The 15872-nt window shown below is 68.7% G+C and carries 12 protein-coding genes and 1 pseudogene; 7 read left to right on the forward strand and 6 right to left on the reverse strand.

The window, feature by feature from the left end; genetic code table 11:
• Window positions 1–144: 144 nt before the first annotated feature.
• Window positions 145–1386: a tyrosine--tRNA ligase gene (gene tyrS / locus ACFFGH_RS00005; RefSeq protein ID WP_386663788.1), complete on the reverse strand. Its 1242-nt coding sequence runs from the start codon at window positions 1384–1386 to the stop codon at window positions 145–147.
• 172 nt (window positions 1387–1558) lie between these two features.
• Here tyrS and ACFFGH_RS00010 point away from each other — a divergent pair, with 172 nt between their 5' ends.
• Together ACFFGH_RS00010 and ACFFGH_RS00015 are read left to right on the forward strand one after the other, a co-directional pair.
• Window positions 1559–3004: a M23 family metallopeptidase gene (locus ACFFGH_RS00010; RefSeq protein WP_386663789.1), complete on the forward strand. Its 1446-nt coding sequence runs from the start codon at window positions 1559–1561 to the stop codon at window positions 3002–3004.
• Between the two features lie 3 nt (window positions 3005–3007).
• Window positions 3008–4159: an anhydro-N-acetylmuramic acid kinase gene (locus ACFFGH_RS00015; RefSeq protein WP_386663791.1), complete on the forward strand. Its 1152-nt coding sequence runs from the start codon at window positions 3008–3010 to the stop codon at window positions 4157–4159.
• Window positions 4160–4304: 145 nt separating this feature from the next.
• Here ACFFGH_RS00015 and ACFFGH_RS00020 read toward each other — a convergent pair whose 3' ends face one another.
• Together ACFFGH_RS00020 and ACFFGH_RS00025 are read right to left on the reverse strand one after the other, a co-directional pair.
• Entirely contained in the window at window positions 4305–5642 is a 1338-nt protein-coding gene (locus ACFFGH_RS00020) for an AmpG family muropeptide MFS transporter (protein ID WP_386663792.1), read from the reverse strand.
• The gene (locus ACFFGH_RS00025; RefSeq protein WP_386663794.1) at window positions 5639–6418 is read right to left on the reverse strand and encodes an exodeoxyribonuclease III; all 780 of its coding nucleotides are present in this window, start codon (window positions 6416–6418) and stop codon (window positions 5639–5641) included. Before ACFFGH_RS00025 ends, ACFFGH_RS00020 begins: the two co-directional genes overlap by 4 nt.
• Before the next feature lie 132 nt (window positions 6419–6550).
• Here ACFFGH_RS00025 and pyrE point away from each other — a divergent pair, with 132 nt between their 5' ends.
• Both pyrE and ACFFGH_RS00035 read left to right on the forward strand, forming a co-directional pair.
• Window positions 6551–7225, forward strand: coding sequence for an orotate phosphoribosyltransferase (gene pyrE / locus ACFFGH_RS00030; protein WP_386663796.1), 675 nt, complete (start codon window positions 6551–6553; stop codon window positions 7223–7225).
• A gap of 140 nt (window positions 7226–7365) precedes the next feature.
• A complete protein-coding gene (locus ACFFGH_RS00035) occupies window positions 7366–8040 on the forward strand; it encodes a hypothetical protein (protein WP_386663797.1) in 675 nt (224 codons plus the stop codon).
• A 61-nt stretch (window positions 8041–8101) separates the two neighbouring features.
• Here ACFFGH_RS00035 and ACFFGH_RS00040 read toward each other — a convergent pair whose 3' ends face one another.
• The 3 genes and pseudogenes from ACFFGH_RS00040 to coaBC form a co-directional block, all read right to left on the reverse strand.
• Window positions 8102–10462 (reverse strand): phosphomannomutase/phosphoglucomutase, encoded by a 2361-nt coding sequence (locus tag ACFFGH_RS00040; RefSeq protein WP_386663798.1) that lies wholly within the window; start codon window positions 10460–10462, stop codon window positions 8102–8104.
• A gap of 51 nt (window positions 10463–10513) precedes the next feature.
• Complete coding sequence (dut, locus tag ACFFGH_RS00045; protein ID WP_386663800.1) at window positions 10514–10972, reverse strand: dUTP diphosphatase; 459 nt, start codon at window positions 10970–10972, stop codon at window positions 10514–10516.
• A gap of 142 nt (window positions 10973–11114) precedes the next feature.
• Window positions 11115–12310: pseudogene (coaBC, locus tag ACFFGH_RS00050) on the reverse strand (bifunctional phosphopantothenoylcysteine decarboxylase/phosphopantothenate--cysteine ligase CoaBC).
• A gap of 209 nt (window positions 12311–12519) precedes the next feature.
• Here coaBC and radC point away from each other — a divergent pair.
• From radC to ACFFGH_RS00065, 3 genes are all read left to right on the forward strand, one after another.
• The gene (gene radC / locus ACFFGH_RS00055; protein ID WP_386663801.1) at window positions 12520–13194 is read left to right on the forward strand and encodes a RadC family protein; all 675 of its coding nucleotides are present in this window, start codon (window positions 12520–12522) and stop codon (window positions 13192–13194) included.
• 179 nt (window positions 13195–13373) lie between these two features.
• Window positions 13374–15062, forward strand: coding sequence for an arginine--tRNA ligase (argS, locus tag ACFFGH_RS00060; RefSeq protein WP_386663803.1), 1689 nt, complete (start codon window positions 13374–13376; stop codon window positions 15060–15062).
• The gene (locus ACFFGH_RS00065; RefSeq protein ID WP_386663805.1) at window positions 15063–15860 is read left to right on the forward strand and encodes an SPOR domain-containing protein; all 798 of its coding nucleotides are present in this window, start codon (window positions 15063–15065) and stop codon (window positions 15858–15860) included.
• Window positions 15861–15872 lie beyond the last annotated feature (12 nt).

Below are 15872 nucleotides of genomic sequence, written 5' to 3' on the forward strand. Positions count from 1 at the left end.
CATGACAAGCGCTAAATCCACTTCGCCGTCACCAGCCCCCGACTCCGTTCAGCTCCTACCGCGAGCCACTCGGTGCCGGGGCGCGCATTCTGCACAACTGTCGGGGCCGTGGGAAGCCCGTTTTTCTGAAAGCTTCAGCGCACGTTAGTCCGCGGCGGTGAGGCTGATGCGGACGAATGTCCGCTTGCCGACCGCGAGGACAGCTTGGAAGCCCGGGGCGAATAGACGCTGGGCGTCTTCGAACACTTCGCCATCGATTCGGACGGCTCGCTCCTTGAGCTTGCGGCTGGCTTCGGAGTTGCTGGCCGTAAGCCCGGCCGCGGTCAGGAGCGCGGCGATCCGAATGCCGTCACGTGGAACCGCCACGGCCGTTATAGGAAGCGCGGAGGTGTCGCCTTCGCCGCGTACCGCCGCGTTCCATCCCGCGACCGCCTGTTCGGCGGCAGCCGGCCCGTGGAACCGTGACGCAAGCTCGTGCGCCAGGCGCAGCTTCAGGTCGCGGGGATTAAGTGTGCCCTGATCGATGTCTCTCCTTAGCTGCGACACCTCGGCCAGCGTGATCTCGAAGCTCAGCAGCTCGATCCATCGCCACATGAGCGTGTCGTCGATCTTCATCGTCTTGGTGACGATGTCGATCGCCGGTTCGCTGATGCCGATGTAATTGCCGAGCGACTTGCTCATCTTGTTGACGCCGTCGAGGCCTTCGAGCAGCGGCATCGTCAGCACGACCTGGGCGTGCTGGCCGAAGTGCTCCTGCAGACCGCGCCCCATCAGCAGATTGAACTTCTGGTCCGTGCCGCCGAGCTCGACGTCGGCCTTCAGCGCGACCGAGTCGTAGCCCTGCACCAGCGGATACAAGAACTCGTGTATCGCGATGGGCTGCTGGGCCGCGTAGCGCTTGGCGAAGTCGTCACGCTCGAGCATGCGCGCGACGGTGTGCTGGGAGGCAAGCCGGATCATGTCGGCGGCGGACATCTGCCCGAACCACTCGGAGTTGAAGCGCACCTCGGTGCGCTCGCGATCGAGCACCTTGAACACCTGCTCGGCATAGGTCTGCGCGTTCGCGAGCACGTCTTCACGTGTGAGCGGCTTACGGGTGGCGTTCTTGCCGGTCGGGTCGCCGATCATTCCGGTGAAATCGCCAATCAGGAAAATCACCTGATGGCCGAGGTCCTGAAACTGCCTCATCTTGTTGAGCAGAACCGTGTGCCCGAGGTGCAGATCCGGGGCGGTTGGATCGAACCCCGCCTTGATCCGCAGCGGACGGTCGAGCTTCAAACGGGCTTCGAGTTCCTCACGCTTGAGTATCTCGTCTGCACCGCGTCCGATAAGGTCGATTGCGTCGGTTACCGGGACAAAAGCGTTGTCGGACAAGGGCGTGCTCACTGTTCTTCCAAATATGAATGCGACGTCGTGGGTATTTACAAGTTAACGTGTCGTTAAAATGAGACGTAAGCAAAAAAACCTGCAGTCTCAAGGGTTTGACGCGACTTGCTCGTGTGTCTATGTTAGCCCCGTTACGCGGCCTACACATCTTCGCGCAGGGGAGGTTCCATTCATGACCACCGCACCGGACAACGAGCGTCGCGAGCGCTTGAAAGCCAAGCGAGAGGCCGCGCTTCACCGTCCAGTATTGGCACGGGAGCTGTCCGCCGGATTTACCGGCCGCTGGTCGCGCCGGCAGTGGGCACAGGCGAGCCTGTTCGCGACGATCGGCATGCTGATCGCCGCCATCGTACCGGGCTTCAACCCGCAGGCGCCGGTGACGACGCAGACGCCGCGCCATTCCATGGCGTTGACGCTTCCACCGCTGCCGATGTCGCGCCTGCGCGGGCAGCATGGTGACAGCTGGCAGATCGTACGCGTGTCGCGCGGGCAGACCCTTGGAAAGATCTTCGAAGAACACGGCGTGCCGGCGACGACGATGCATCGTCTGCTCGAGCATCCGGGCGTGAAGCAGGCACTGACGCGGCTGAAGCCGGGCACCGAGCTCGGGCTCGATCTGCCGGTCAACGGTGGCCTGCGCGCGTTGCGCTTCGATCGCGACGACAGCCACCGCGTCGAGCTGACGCTGGTCGGTAATGACATCCGCGAGACCGTCATCGAACGGCCGACGGAAACCCGGACGGTCGTGCTCAGCGGTGAAGTGGGCCGCTCGCTGTATCGCTCGGCACGCAAGCTCGGCCTGGACGGCAAGCACATCAGCACGTTGACCGACGAGATCTTCAAGTACGACATCGACTTCAACGAGGACGTTGGCGCGAAGGACCGCTTCAGCGTGGTGGTCGAGCAGACCTGGCGCGAGGGCGAACTCATCCGCACGGGCCCGGTGCTCGCAGCGACGTTCACCACCGGCGACAAGCTGCACTCGGGTTTCCGCTTCGAGCGCAACGGCAAGGCCGAGTATTTCACCGCCGACGGCCGCTCGCTCCGCAAGAGCTTCATCCGCATGCCGATTCCGTACGCGCGGCTGACCTCGGGCTTCGGCACGCGCCGGCACCCGGTGCTCGGCACGTCGCGCATGCACAAGGGCGTCGACTACGCGGCCGGGACCGGCACGCCGATCATGGCCGCAGGCGATGCGCGCGTTGCATTCGTCGGCTGGAAGGGCGGCTATGGCCGCGCCGTCATCCTCGACCACGGGCGCGGCTACACGACGCTCTACGGACACATGTCGAAGTTCGGCAACTACAAGGCCGGCCAACGCATTTCACAGGGCGCAGTGATCGGCTATGTCGGCAGCTCGGGCATGTCGACCGGCCCGCACCTGCATTACGAATTCCGCGTCAACGGCGTGCACCGCAATCCGCTGTCGATCACGATGCCGCCGCCGGAGCCGCTCAGCGGCGCCGCGCTGGCGCAGTTCCGCACGCAGACGCGCACCGCGCTCGACCGCATCCGTGAAGTCGAAAACATCATCTACGCCGATGTTGACGGCGACGATGACTCGAGCTCGCGCGTTGCAAAGAAGGCTGCGCCTGTAAAAGGCGGCCCGAAGGCCTGATGCGTGCCTGCGTCCGCTGCGCCTGAAAACGCAGGCCTGTTTGTCGGCCTTATTTCAGGCACGAGCGCCGATGGCATCGATGCGGCGCTGGTGCGCTTTGCCGATGAGGCAGGCGGCCTGCGCTGCGAGCTGGTGCATGGGCTCACCGCGGGCTGGACTCCGGAGCTGCGCACAAGACTGGTCGAACTCGGGCAGGGCGGCGATGCGCGTTCGCTGGAAGAACTGGCGACCCTTGACGTGCAGGTCGGCGAAGCATTCGCAGCGGCAGTGCATGCGCTGCTGGCAGCTGCGGGCACCGATGCCGGCGCGGTGAGCGCGATCGGCTCGCACGGCCAAACGATCCGGCACCGGCCCGCGGGCGCGGCTTACGACGGCCGGCATCCGTTTTCGTGGCAGATCGGCGACGCGAGCGTGATCGCCGAGCGCACCGGAGTGGCAACCGTCGCCGATTTCCGCCGACGTGACGTGGCCGCCGGCGGCCAGGGCGCCCCTCTGGTGCCGGCTTTCCATGCCGCGCTTCTGCACAGCGCTGACGAAGACCGCGCCGTGCTCAACCTCGGCGGAATCGCGAATTTCACGTTGTTGCCTGCGCATGGAGATGTGCGCGGGTTTGACACCGGGCCGGCCAATGCCCTGCTCGACGCCTGGTGCGCGCGCCATACGGGGCAGCCGTTCGACGCCGATGGCGGGCTGGCGGCGAGCGGGAACATCGACAACGCGTTGCTTGCGCGGCTGCTTGATGAGCCGTGGTTCGCGTTGCCGCCGCCGAAGAGCAGCGGACGCGAGCAATTCCATCTTCACTGGCTGGCCCCGCGCCTGAGCGGCAGCGAGACCGTCGCCGGTGTGCAGGCAACCCTGCTCGAGCTGAGCGCGGTGACAATTGCAGGCGCCCTGCAGACGCACCAGCCAGCCACGAAGCGCGTGCTGGCCTGCGGGGGCGGGGTGCGCAATGGCGCGTTGATGCAGCGGCTGCAGGCGCACCTGCCTGGGGTTGCGTTGGAATCGACCGCCGCCTTCGGGCTTGATCCGGATTACGTCGAAGCGATGGCGTTCGCCTGGCTGGCTCGACAGACCCTGCTCGGCCGCCCCGGCAACCTGCCGGCCGTGACGGGAGCGCGCGGGCTGCGCGTGCTCGGAACGCTGCACCCGGCCTGAGGCGCGCTGCATCGAGCGACACGTAGCGACGGCCTGCGGGCGTGCTTCGCGGTGCCCAGCCACGCGCAGCGTCGTGCCCTGACAGCAACGACGGCCGACCTCGGCGCCCCGACCGGCCGGACGCAGCGCTGCAGCGCGCGTCGGGCTACGGCGCGTGGGCGCCCGCCACGTCCTGCGGCTGTGAAGCTTCGCGGATGCGCCCCCACAGCCATGCCAGCAGCAGCAGCGTCGGCACCACCGTGAGCGCGCTGAGCAGGAAGAACGTGCTGTAGGACGTCGCCTCGACGATGTAGCCCGACGCGCCACCGACGAACTTGCCCGGCAGGTTCGCGAGCGACACCAGCAACGCGTACTGCGTGGCGGTGAAGTTGCGGTCGGTTAGCGAGGACATGAACGCGACGAGCACCGTGCCTGCGAACCCCTGCGAGAGGTTGTCGGCGGTAATGGCAGCGTAGAACGCCCAGATCTCCGACGGGTTCTGCGCCATCAGCAGGAACGCGAGGTTCGACAGCGCGACCATGATCGCGGCGAGGAACAGCGTGCGGCGGAACCCGAATGCCGCCACGGCAAGACCGCCCGCAAATGCGCCGGCAATGCCGGTCCACACGCCGTAGAGCTTGGAGACGGTCGCGATGTCGGCCTTGGTGTAGCCCGAGTCCAGATAGAACGGTCCGGCCATGACGCCGATGACCTGGTCGGGGAACTTGAACAGACCGACGAACAGCAGCAGCCCGAGGCCGAGCGCCAGGCCATTCGCGCTGAAAAAGCTCGTGAACGGCTGCCAGAACGCACCGAAGAAGTCGACTTTGCGCGCGACCGTCATCACCGGCGCGACCGGCTCGCGGCTGAGCAGCGTCGCAGCGATCGGCAGCGCCATGAGCGCTGCCATGACGAGGTAGGCCTGCGTCCAGTCGCCGAACTCCGCCAGGTAGAGTGCGCCGGCGCCGGCGACGATCAGGCCGATCCGGTAGCCGAGCGTGTACGTTGCCGCGAGCGCCGCCTGCGCGGACGGCGGGGCGATTTCGATGCGGTAGGCATCGACGGCCGAGTCCTGCGTCGCGCCCGCAAGCGAGGCCACCAGCACCCAGACGACGAGCTCGCTGACGCCGAGCTGTGGCTGCACGAACGCGAGTGCAGCCAGGCTGATCGCAACCACCACCTGGGCCGCGAGCAGCCACGAGCGGCGGCGGCCGAGGAACGCGGTCAGCGGAAACGCGTAGCGGTCGATCAGCGGCGCCCACGCGAACTTGAGCAGGTAGAAAAAGCTCGCCAGGCTGATCAGGCCGATGCTGCCCAGGTCCAGCCCGACGTCACGCAGGCGCGTGGACAAGGTGCTCGAGGCGATCAGCAGGAACGGCAGGCCGCTGCCGAAGCCGAGCAGCATCATGGTCAGCGCCGACGGCGTGCCGAATGCGCGCTTGATGCCGGCCCAGCCCTTGTACGACACCGGCTCGGAACTGCTGTGGTCGGCGGCAGTGCTCATGCGGTCTCGATCTCGTAGTCGACAATGAACGGGGCGTGGTCGGAAAAACGCCGCTCACGCTCGATCGCGCAGGCGCGGATGCGCTCGCGCAGGCTCGGCGTCACCAGCTGGTAATCGATGCGCCAGCCGACGTTGTTCGCGCGCGCGGCGCCGCGGTTGCTCCACCAGGTGTAGTCCTGGCCGGACGGATGCAGCGCCCGGTAACTGTCGACCCAGCCGGACTCGTCACAGCACACGGCATTGAACCAGTCGCGCTCGCACGGCAGGCAGCCGGAGTTCTTCTGGTTGCTGGTCCAGTTCTTGATGTCGAGCCTGGAGCGCACGATGTTCCAGTCGCCGCAGAGCACGTAGTCGCGGCCTGAGGCGAGCCACTCGTCGAGGTGCGCGCGCAGCCAGTCCATGACCTGCAGCTTGAATTCCTGCCGATCCTCGCGGGAGGAGCCGGACGGGATGTAGAACGAGGCCACGCTGAGGTTGCCGAAGCGCGCTTCGATGTAGCGGCCCTCGTCGTCGAACGGTGCCCAGCCCATCTCGGTGCGCACCTCGTCAGGCTCGCGGCGGCTGTAGATCGCCACGCCGCTGTAGCCCTTCTTCGACGCGTCACGGAACGCGACGCGGTAGCCCTCGGGACGGAACTTCGCATCGACCAGCTGGGACTCCTGCGCCTTGGTTTCCTGCACGCACAGCACATCGGCCTGCTGCTGCGCGAACCACTCGAAAAACCCCTTGTTGGCGGCCGAGCGCAGGCCGTTGGCGTTGAAGCTGATGATGCGCATGGAACCACGTGGCGGACGGACGACGGCGCAGCCTAGCCGATCGCAGCCGGCGCGGGGATTAACCGCCGCGGCGCTGGGTGTGACGCGACGCGTGTTTTACGATGGCCGCCCCTCCGAGCCGGTAGACCATCCGTGTCCGAGCACCGCACCCGTTTCCTGCAGCTCGCCCTGCGCGCCGATGCGCTGCGGTTCGGCGAATTCACGCTCAAGTCGGGACGGGTGAGCCCGTATTTCTTCAACGCCGGCCGTTTCGACAGTGGCGCGGCGCTCGCCGAGCTCGTGCGCTGCTACGCCGATGCGATCGACGAACGCGGCGTGGAGTTCGATCTGCTGTTCGGTCCGGCCTACAAGGGCATTCCGCTCGCCAGCGCGCTTGCCTGCGAATACGCGCGGCGCGGCCGCGACCTGCCGCTCGCGTTCAACCGCAAAGAGGCCAAGGCGCACGGTGAAGGCGGCAGCCTGATCGGCGCGTCGCTGGAAGGCCGGCGCGTGCTGATCGTCGACGACGTGATCACTGCGGGCACTGCGATCCGCGAAGCGCTGTCGATCATCGCGGCGGCAGGCGGCACCGCGGCCGGCATCGTGATCGCGCTCGATCGGCAGGAAGCTGCCGGGGGCGTCGAGGTGGGCGATGACGAGCGACGCTCGGCGGCAGAAACGGTCGCGCTCGAGCATGGCCTGCCGGTGATCGCGGTGGCGACGCTGGGCGACCTGCTCGCGTTCGCCGCCACCGACCCGCGACTGGGCGAGCACCGCGACGCTTTGCTCGACTACCGGGCGCGCTACGGCAGCAAAGCGGCGGGATGAGCCACGCAAACGGGCGCTCCCGACGCGCCCATGCGTCGACGAATGTGCCGGCGGTCGTGCTTGGCTCAACTCTTGCTTGAATATGGCCAGTGATCCCGCAAGGATCGACATCCCACGCCCCGATCGGAGGGCACCGGCCCATGCGAAAGACCTGCGCGCTGTTTATTGCCCCGCTGTTCGCCCTGCTGACCCTGCCGGCCGCGGCGCAGTCGGGCAATGCACCGGCAAAGAAGCTGTACTGCTGGAATGAGGGCGGCCGCAAGGTCTGCGGCGACGCCCTGCCTGCGAATGCGGTCGATGCTGCACGCACCGAGATCAGCGCACGCAGCGGCCTGGCCACCGGCCGGGTCGACCGCGCGCTGAGTGCCGAGGAGCGTGCGGCCGAGGCCGCTGCGGCAGAGGCCGAACGCCAGGCGGCGCTCGCGACCCAGGCGCAGCAACGACGCGAGCTGGCGATGGTCGAGTCCTACGCGTCCGAGGCCGACCTGCGCCGCGCATACGAACACCGCCTTTCGTTGAGCGAAGGCACGCTGAAGGCATCGCAGATGGCGGTGACCGGCCTGCGCCAGAGCCTGCTGACGCTGTTGCGCCGCGCCGGCGAAGCCGAGCTGATGGGCAAGCCGGTCGTGAAGCCGCTGGCCGACAACATCCGCCAGCAGCATGCCGAACTGCTGCGCCAGCAGCGCCTGCTCGCCGAACAGCAGCGCGAGGCCGACGCGATCGCAGGTGAGTTCGCGGACACGCTTGCCCGGTATCGCGAGCTCAAGGCCCCGGCCTCGGCGCCGGCGGTGCTGCCGGTCGCGAACGGCAGCTGACGCAGGCCGAGCGGCCGGCGGGTTGCGCACGACGCCGGGCGACGGCGCCGTGCGCGTTCGCTTAGAACGGCAGCGTCAGGCCGGGATCGACCTTCAGCAACTGCTCGCGGAATGCCGCCTGGATGCGGGCCAGCGCGGCGTCCGAATCGGCATCGAAGCGCATGACCAGCACCGGCGTGGTGTTGGACGCACGCACCAGCCCCCAGCCGTCCTGATAGTCGGCGCGTACGCCGTCGATCGTCGACAGCCGCGCACTTTCGAACGTGGCCTGACTGCGGAAGCGCTCGACGAATGCATGCGGATTGCCGGCCGGCGCATCGACCTTGATCTCCGGCGTCGAGATACCGTCCGGCAACGCGTTGAGCGTGTCGGATGGGCCGCCGGACTGGATTGCGAGGATCTCGAGCAACCGCGCGGCGGCGTAGATGCCGTCGTCGAAGCCGTACCAGCGCTCCTGGAAGAAGAAGTGGCCGCTCATCTCGCCGGCGAGCTCGGCATCGGTCTCGCGCATCTTCGCCTTGATCAGCGAATGGCCGGTCTTCCACATCAGCGGGCTGCCGCCGTGGCGCAGGATGTATCCGGGCAACCGGCCGGTGCACTTGACGTCGAAAATCACCAGCGCGCCCGGGTTGCGTTCGAGCACGTCCGCAGCGAACAGCATCAGCAGGCGGTCGGGAAAGATCGTGCGGCCGTCGCGCGTGACCACGCCGAGGCGGTCGCCATCGCCATCGAACGCAACGCCGAGGTCGGCGCCTTCACGTTGCACGGCGGCGACCAGATCCACGAGGTTGTGCGGCTCGCTCGGGTCGGGATGGTGGTTCGGGAACGTGCCGTCGATCTCGCAGTACAGCGGTACCACGTCAGCGCCGATCGCGCGCAGCACGCGCGGGCCCAGCCCGCCGGCGACGCCGTTGCCCGCATCGACGACGACCTTCAACGGCCGGTCGATCTGCACGTCCGCGGCGATGCGCTGGACATAATCCTCGCCGATGTCGCGCTCGCTCAGGCTGCCCGGCGTGGCGGCGCGGTGCAGGCGGTCGCTGGCGATGCGGTTGAACAGCTCGACGACCGCGTCGCCGGACAGTGTTTCGCCGCCGATCACGACCTTGAAGCCGTTGTAGTCCGGCGGGTTGTGGCTGCCGGTGACCGACACGCACGAGCCTGCGTTGAGCTGGTACGCGCCGAAATAGACGACCGGCGTCGGCGCCATTCCGATGTCGATGACGTCGCGGCCGGTCGCGCGCAGGCCGCGGATCAGCCCGTCGCTGAGCGCCGGGCCGGACAGCCGCCCGTCGCGGCCGACGACGATCTCGCGCAGTCCGCGCTCGTGCATCACGGTGCCGATCGCTTCGCCGATGCGTTCGGCGACCTCGGCGTCGAGGTTCTGACCGACGATGCCGCGGATGTCGTAGGCGCGGAAGATGCCGCGGTCGATGTCCATCGACACCGGATCCGGGTCGACCGTGGTCGCCGCGGGTCGGTCGCTGGCCGCGGCCATCGCGTGCGTCGCCGGCGGCTGCGCGGCCAGCTGCTGCAGCGTCTCGGCCAGAGTCCGTTCCGAGTCGCCACCGTGCTCATCGCGGCCCTGCCGGCCCGCACCGAGCCTCGGCGCAAACCACGCCAGCAGCGCCAGCGCGGCCAGCACGAGCGCAGCGATCGCACTGCCCAGTGCATCCAGGCCCAGCGGCCCCCCGGCCATATCCGGGGTCGCGGCCGCAACGCGCAGGTCGCTGCCTTCGATTTTGCGGGCAAGCGCCTCGGCGCCGTTCGCGAGCGCGGTGTCGCCGGATTCGACGACGCTTGCGGTGCCCTGCCGCAGCGCGAGATACGCGCCGTCCGGCACCTGCGCCGATTCGAACGCCGCGCTTACGCGCTGCAGCGGCAGTTCGGCGACGGCCACGCCGGCCAGCAGGCCGTTGGCGCGCACCGGTGCGGCAACTGCAAGCCGCGCGCTGCCGCCATCGCGTACGAGCAGCGCGACCGGCCCGTCCTCGACCAGTGCCGCTTCGAGTACCGCCAGCCGTCCGTAGGTGCCGGGCTTGGCCGAGCCCGATGCCAACGGCGAATACGCCGGGTCGAGATCCGGTGGCACCACCTCACCGTCCGTGGCGCCGGGCCACCCCTGGGTCAGCAACCGGCCAGCGGTGGCGCGATCTTCGCGTGCGATCGCGGCCTGCAATTCGGGCTGCGCGAGCTGGGTCGACAGGCGGCGCTTTTCGGCGGTCAGTGCCACGCGCGCAGCATCGACGGCTGCATCGCGGGCGGCCTTCACGGTCTCCAGTCGGGCTTCATGGCGGTAGCGCTCCCAGGCGCTCCAGGCAAACCAACCCGCCAGCAGCAGGCAGACCGCGGCCAGCACCGCGAGCAGCGGCTTGAGCTGTTGTGCTGCCTGGCGCGAACGCCCGCTCTTCAGATCGACCATCGTTGCACTCCCTCAAGCCTGCGCGGACGCGGGCGCATCCGTCGGTGTCGCTCAGCGCACGCCGGTGTGGCCGAAACCGCCGGCTCCGCGTTCACTGGTTTCGAATTCCGTTACCACCTGCAACCGGGCGCGCACGATTGGCAGCACGACCAGCTGTGCGATCCGGTCCCCCGGTTGCATCGTAAAAACCTCGCGCCCGCGATTCCAGATGCTGATCAGCAGCGGGCCCTGGTAGTCGGCATCGATCAGTCCGGTGCCGTTGCCGAGCACGATGCCGTGCTTGTGGCCCAGCCCCGAACGCGGCAGCACGACCGCGCAGAGGCCAGGATCGCCGATATGGATCGCCAGCCCCGACGGCACCAGTGCTGTGTCGCTTGGAGCGAGTGACAACGGGGCATCGAGCGCCGCGCGCAGGTCGAGCCCGGCGCTGGCTTCGGTCGCGTATTCGGGCAACGGCCACGTGCCGCCGAAGCGGGCATCGAGCAGCTTGACCTCGAGAGTGTGGTGCATGCGTGCGTTCAGTGCGGTCTGCCGGCAGTCTCGCAGATCGCCGCGCGAACCGCGCGTCGACGTGCTGCCTGCCCGCAACGACGCTGCGTCCGCAGCAGCAGCAGCAGCAGCGGCCCCGATCCGCGCTACCTGCACCGATACGTCAACGCGTGATGCCGGCCCAGCGCTCGGCGATCAGGTCCAGCAACATGTCGGCCAGTTCGGCCTTCGGGGCGGGACCAAGCGCCCGGCTGCCGTCGTTCCAGAGCACCGACAGCGCGTTGTCATCACATTCGAAACCGCACCCGGCCACGCCGACGCGGTTCGCTGCGATCAGGTCGATGCGCTTGGCGAGCAGTTTGCCGCGTGCGTATTCCTCGACGCGGTCGGTCTCGGCCGCGAAGCCCACGACGAGCGGCGGGCGCTGCGCATGTGCGGCGACGTCGGCCAGAATGTCGGGCGTGCGCACCAGCTCCAGTGTCAGCGTGTCCTGACCCGGGCGCTTTTTGAGCTTGATCGGCGCCACTTCGCGCGGGGTGAAATCCGCGACCGCCGCCGCGCCGATATAGATGTCGGCCGGCAATTGCGCGAGCACGGCGGCATGCATCTGCGCGGCCGAGCGCACGTCGATGCGCTGCACGTCATCGGGCGTCGGCAGCGAGACCGGTCCGGACACGAGCATCACGCGCGCGCCGCGGCGCGCGGCGGCCTGCGCGATCGCGTAGCCCATCTTTCCGCTGCTGCGGTTGCCGATGAACCGGGCCGGATCGATGTCCTCGAACGTCGGCCCGGCGCTGATCAGCATGCGCCGTTCGGCGAAATCGAAACCGCGCGCGTTCATGCCATCGCCTCCAGTTCTCGAACAATTGCATCCGGTTCCAGCAGGCGGCCTTCACCGGTCTCGCCACAGGCCTGCTCGCCCGCCGCGGGGCCGAGCACCGCAACGCCGCGCTCGCGCAGCGTCGCGACGTTCGCGCGTGTGGCCGGGTGGCTCCACATCAGCCGGTTCATCGCCGGCGCGACGGCGACCGGGGCCTCGCTGGCCAGACACAGCGTGCTGACGAGGTCATCGGCGAAGCCGTGCGCGAGCTTGGCGAGCGTGTTCGCGGTCGCAGGCGCGATCACGATGCGGTCGGGCCAGCGCGCGAGTTCGATATGGCCCATCGCCGCTTCGGCCTGCTCGTCCCACAGGCTGCTGCGCACCGGCTCGCCGCTGAGCGCCTGAAGCGTCGCCGCGCCGATGAAGCGCTGCGCGTTTTCGGTCATCGCCACGCGCACGCGGGCACCGGCGTCGCGCAGGCGGCGCACGAGTTCGGCCGTCTTGTAGGCAGCAATGCCACCGCAGACGCAGAGCAGGATTTTCTGACCGTGCAGGGCCGTCACTGTGGGGTTTTTCCGACGCAGCAAGCGGGCGACAGCTTACCCGAACGCGGCCTCACGCCCGAGGTCCGCGGCGGCCCGGAGGCCGCCAGACTGGTCTGCCCGGCGATCGCGGGCGCCGTGGATGCGGTCGATCCGCCAGGCGTCCCGGCCGCAAACACCCACCCGCCTTTGGAAGCCGAGAACCCATGCACATCCGCGACTGGCCCGTACACGAGCGTCCGCGCGAGAAACTCATCGCGCACGGCGCGGCGGCGCTGTCGGACGCCGAGCTGCTCGCGGTGTTCCTCGGCTCGGGCCTGCGCGGGCGCGATGCGGTCGCGACCGCGCGCGAGCTACTCGGCGCGCACGGCCCGCTGCGCACGCTGCTTGAGCGCACTCCGGCGCAGCTCGCGAAACTGCCGGGCCTCGGGCCGGCGCGCGCCTGCAAGCTTGCCGCCGCGCTCGAACTCGGCCATCGCCATCTGCAGGCGCAGCTCGAGCGTGGCGCGGCGTTGACCGACCCCGGCGCGGCGGGCCGCTATTTCGCCCAGCGGCTGCGCGGGTTGCCGCATGAGGTGTTCGCCGCGATGTTCCTCGACACGCGCCATCGCACGATCGCGTTCGAAGAACTGTTCCGCGGCACGATCGACGGCGCCGAGGTACACCCGCGCGAAGTCGCCCGGCGTGCGCTCGCGCTCAACGCGGCCGCGGTGATCGTTGGCCACAACCACCCCAGCGGCAATCCCGAACCGAGCGCGGCCGACCGGGCCGTCACCGAGCGGCTCAAGCAGGCACTCGCACTGGTCGAGGTCCGGCTGCTCGATCATTTCGTCATCGGCGACGGCGCACCGGTATCGATGGCGACGCGCGGCTGGGTCTAGCGCACGGCCGCGCCGGCGGCTGGCCAAACCTGTCGCGAGCTCTGCACGGCGGCCTCGCGCCCTAGCCGGCGTGGAGGGCCGAAACCTTGCGCGAGCGCGGCGGATCACACCGGCGTCGGTCCCGGCCGCGCGGCCCCCTCGCGTACAATGCCAGCCCTTCTGCAGGTCCCGGATCCGTCGTGAAATCCACTCTCCGCGCGCTGGTTGCGCAGGCCATCGAATCGCTGCGTGCCGCTGGCACCCTGCCGGCCGATCTCGCCACGCCCGACTTCGTGATCGAGCGCCCGAAGAGCCGCGCGCAGGGCGATTTTTCGACCAATGCGGCCATGCTGCTCGCGAAACCGGCGAAGTCGAACCCGCGCGTGATCGCGCAGGCGCTCGTCGATGCGCTGCCTGCAAACGGGGACATCGCGAAGGTCGAGATCGCCGGTCCGGGCTTCATCAATTTCCACGTGGCCGAAAGCGCGTGGCGCCGACAGCTCGCCGACGTGTTCGCGTGCGGCGAACGCTTCGGCCGCAACGAAAGCGGCCGCGGCCACCGCGCCGGCGTCGAATACGTCTCGGCCAACCCGACCGGCCCGCTGCACGTCGGCCACGGCCGCGCGGCGGTGATCGGCGATTGCATCGCGCGCGTTCTCGAGGCGAACGGCTGGGACGTGGCGCGCGAGTTCTACTACAACGACGCCGGCGCGCAGATCAACAACCTGGCCATCTCGGTGCAGGCGCGTGCGCAGGGCCGCGGCCCCGACGACGCCGGCTGGCCCGAGGACGGCTACCGCGGCGACTACATCAATGACGTCGCGCAAGCCTACCTACGCGGTGACACGGTCGAGTTCGAGGACCATGCGGTCACCGGTGCGAAGGACCCGGAAGATCTCGACGCGATCCGCCGCTTCGCGGTGGCCTACCTGCGCCGCGAACAGAACTCCGACCTGGCCGCATACGGCGTCGCGTTCGACGTCTATTTCCTCGAGTCGTCGCTGTATGCGGACAACAAGGTCGAGGAGACCGTGCGCACGCTGACCGAGCGCGGGCACACCTACGAGGAAGGCGGCGCGCTGTGGCTGCGCACGACGGACTTCGGTGACGACAAGGACCGCGTGATGCGCAAGTCCGACGGCACCTACACCTACTTCGTGCCGGACGTCGCGTATCACCTGAGCAAGTGGCAGCGCGGCTACGAGCGCGCGATCACCGAACTCGGCGCCGACCACCACGGCTCGCTCGCGCGTGTGCGCGCCGGTCTGCAGGCGCTCGATGTCGGCATTCCGCAGGGCTGGCCCGAATACGTGCTGCACCAGATGGTCACGGTGATGCGCGGCGGCGAGGAGGTGAAACTGTCCAAGCGCGCCGGCAGCTACCTGACGCTGCGCGACCTCGTCGACGAAGCGGGCAAGGATGCGACGCGCTGGTTCCTGGTCGCGCGCAAGCCCGATTCGCAGCTCACGTTCGACATCGACCTCGCGCGCAGCCAGTCGATGGACAACCCCGTCTACTACGTTCAGGTCTCGCACGCACGCATGTACGGGCTCGAGCGTCAGATGCGTGAGCGCGGCCTGTCGTTCGACCGCGACGCGGGCCTGGCGCAGGCGCTCGACCTCGACGACGCAGCCGCGCACGAACTCGTCGTGACGCTGCTTCGCTATCCGGACGTGGTCGAAGCCGCGGGTCGGGACCTCGAGCCGCACCAGCTCGCGGTCTACCTGCTCGAACTCGCACAGACGTTCCAGACCTATTACAACGACCACCAGTTCCTCGTCGACGATGCCGACGTGCGCAACGCGCGCCTCGTGCTCGCGTTCGCGACGCGCCAGGTGCTCGCGAACGGGCTCGGTCTTTTGGGCGTGCATGCGCCCGAGGTGATGTAAGTGGCAAAGCGTGGCAAGACCCAGGCGCGACGCAACCAGGGCAACGGCGGACTGCCGGGCTGGGCCTGGGGCGTGCTCGGCGTGGTGATCGGCATCCTGCTGATCCTCGTCGCGCCGAAGATGCTCAATTCCGACGGCGACGGCTTCCTGCGTCCACGTCCGAACCCCGATGCGCAGCCGGCCCCGGTCGAAAGCGCCGGGGACGAACTCGGCATTCCCGAGGCACCGGTCGAAGACGTAGGCAACGACGCGAAGGCCAAACCCGAAGCTTCGCGCAAGCAGACCGATTTCGACTTCTACACGCTGCTGCCGGGCCGCGAAGTGCCGGTGAGCGACGCCGAGCTGGCCGAAAGCGCGCGCATCGAGGCCGAGCGCGAAGCAAAGGCAAAGGCCGCGGCCGCGGCGTCCCCGGCTGCCGCCGAGACGCCGGCAGCGCCTGCGACCACGCCGCTGCCGGCCCCGGTCGAGGACACGCCGCGGCCGGCGACCGAACCGGCGACGCCTGCACCTGCACCGGCGCCGGCTGCCCCCCCTGCGCCGACCCCCGCCCCGGACAGCGCCGACGCCACCCGCTACCTGCTGCAGGCAGGCGCGTTCGAAGCGTCCGGCCAGGCTGAGGAACTCAAGGCGAAGATCGCGATGCTCGGCGTCGGCGCACGTGTCGAGTCGGCGCGCATCAACGGCAAGACCGTGTTCCGCGTGCGCATGGGGCCGTACGGCAGCGCGAGCGAACTGGCCGACGCCAAGCGCAAGCTCGCCAGCGGCGGGCTGCCGGCGATGGCAATCAAGGTCGAATGAGCGCAGCCGCGG

The organism is Lysobacter korlensis, from assembly GCF_042434515.1.

What these genes read in the sequence shown, in the direction of transcription:
- ACFFGH_RS00010 (WP_386663789.1), top strand. Translation starts at nt 1,559, where the DNA reads ATGACCACCGCACCGGACAACGAGCGTCGCGAGCGCTTGAAAGCCAAG.
- ACFFGH_RS00040 (WP_386663798.1), bottom strand. Translation starts at nt 10,462, where the DNA reads ATGGTCGATCTGAAGAGCGGGCGTTCGCGCCAGGCAGCACAACAGCTC.
- ACFFGH_RS00020 (WP_386663792.1), bottom strand. Translation starts at nt 5,642, where the DNA reads ATGAGCACTGCCGCCGACCACAGCAGTTCCGAGCCGGTGTCGTACAAG.
- ACFFGH_RS00035 (WP_386663797.1), top strand. Translation starts at nt 7,366, where the DNA reads ATGCGAAAGACCTGCGCGCTGTTTATTGCCCCGCTGTTCGCCCTGCTG.
- dut (WP_386663800.1), bottom strand. Translation starts at nt 10,972, where the DNA reads ATGCACCACACTCTCGAGGTCAAGCTGCTCGATGCCCGCTTCGGCGGC.
- ACFFGH_RS00025 (WP_386663794.1), bottom strand. Translation starts at nt 6,418, where the DNA reads ATGCGCATCATCAGCTTCAACGCCAACGGCCTGCGCTCGGCCGCCAAC.
- radC (WP_386663801.1), top strand. Translation starts at nt 12,520, where the DNA reads ATGCACATCCGCGACTGGCCCGTACACGAGCGTCCGCGCGAGAAACTC.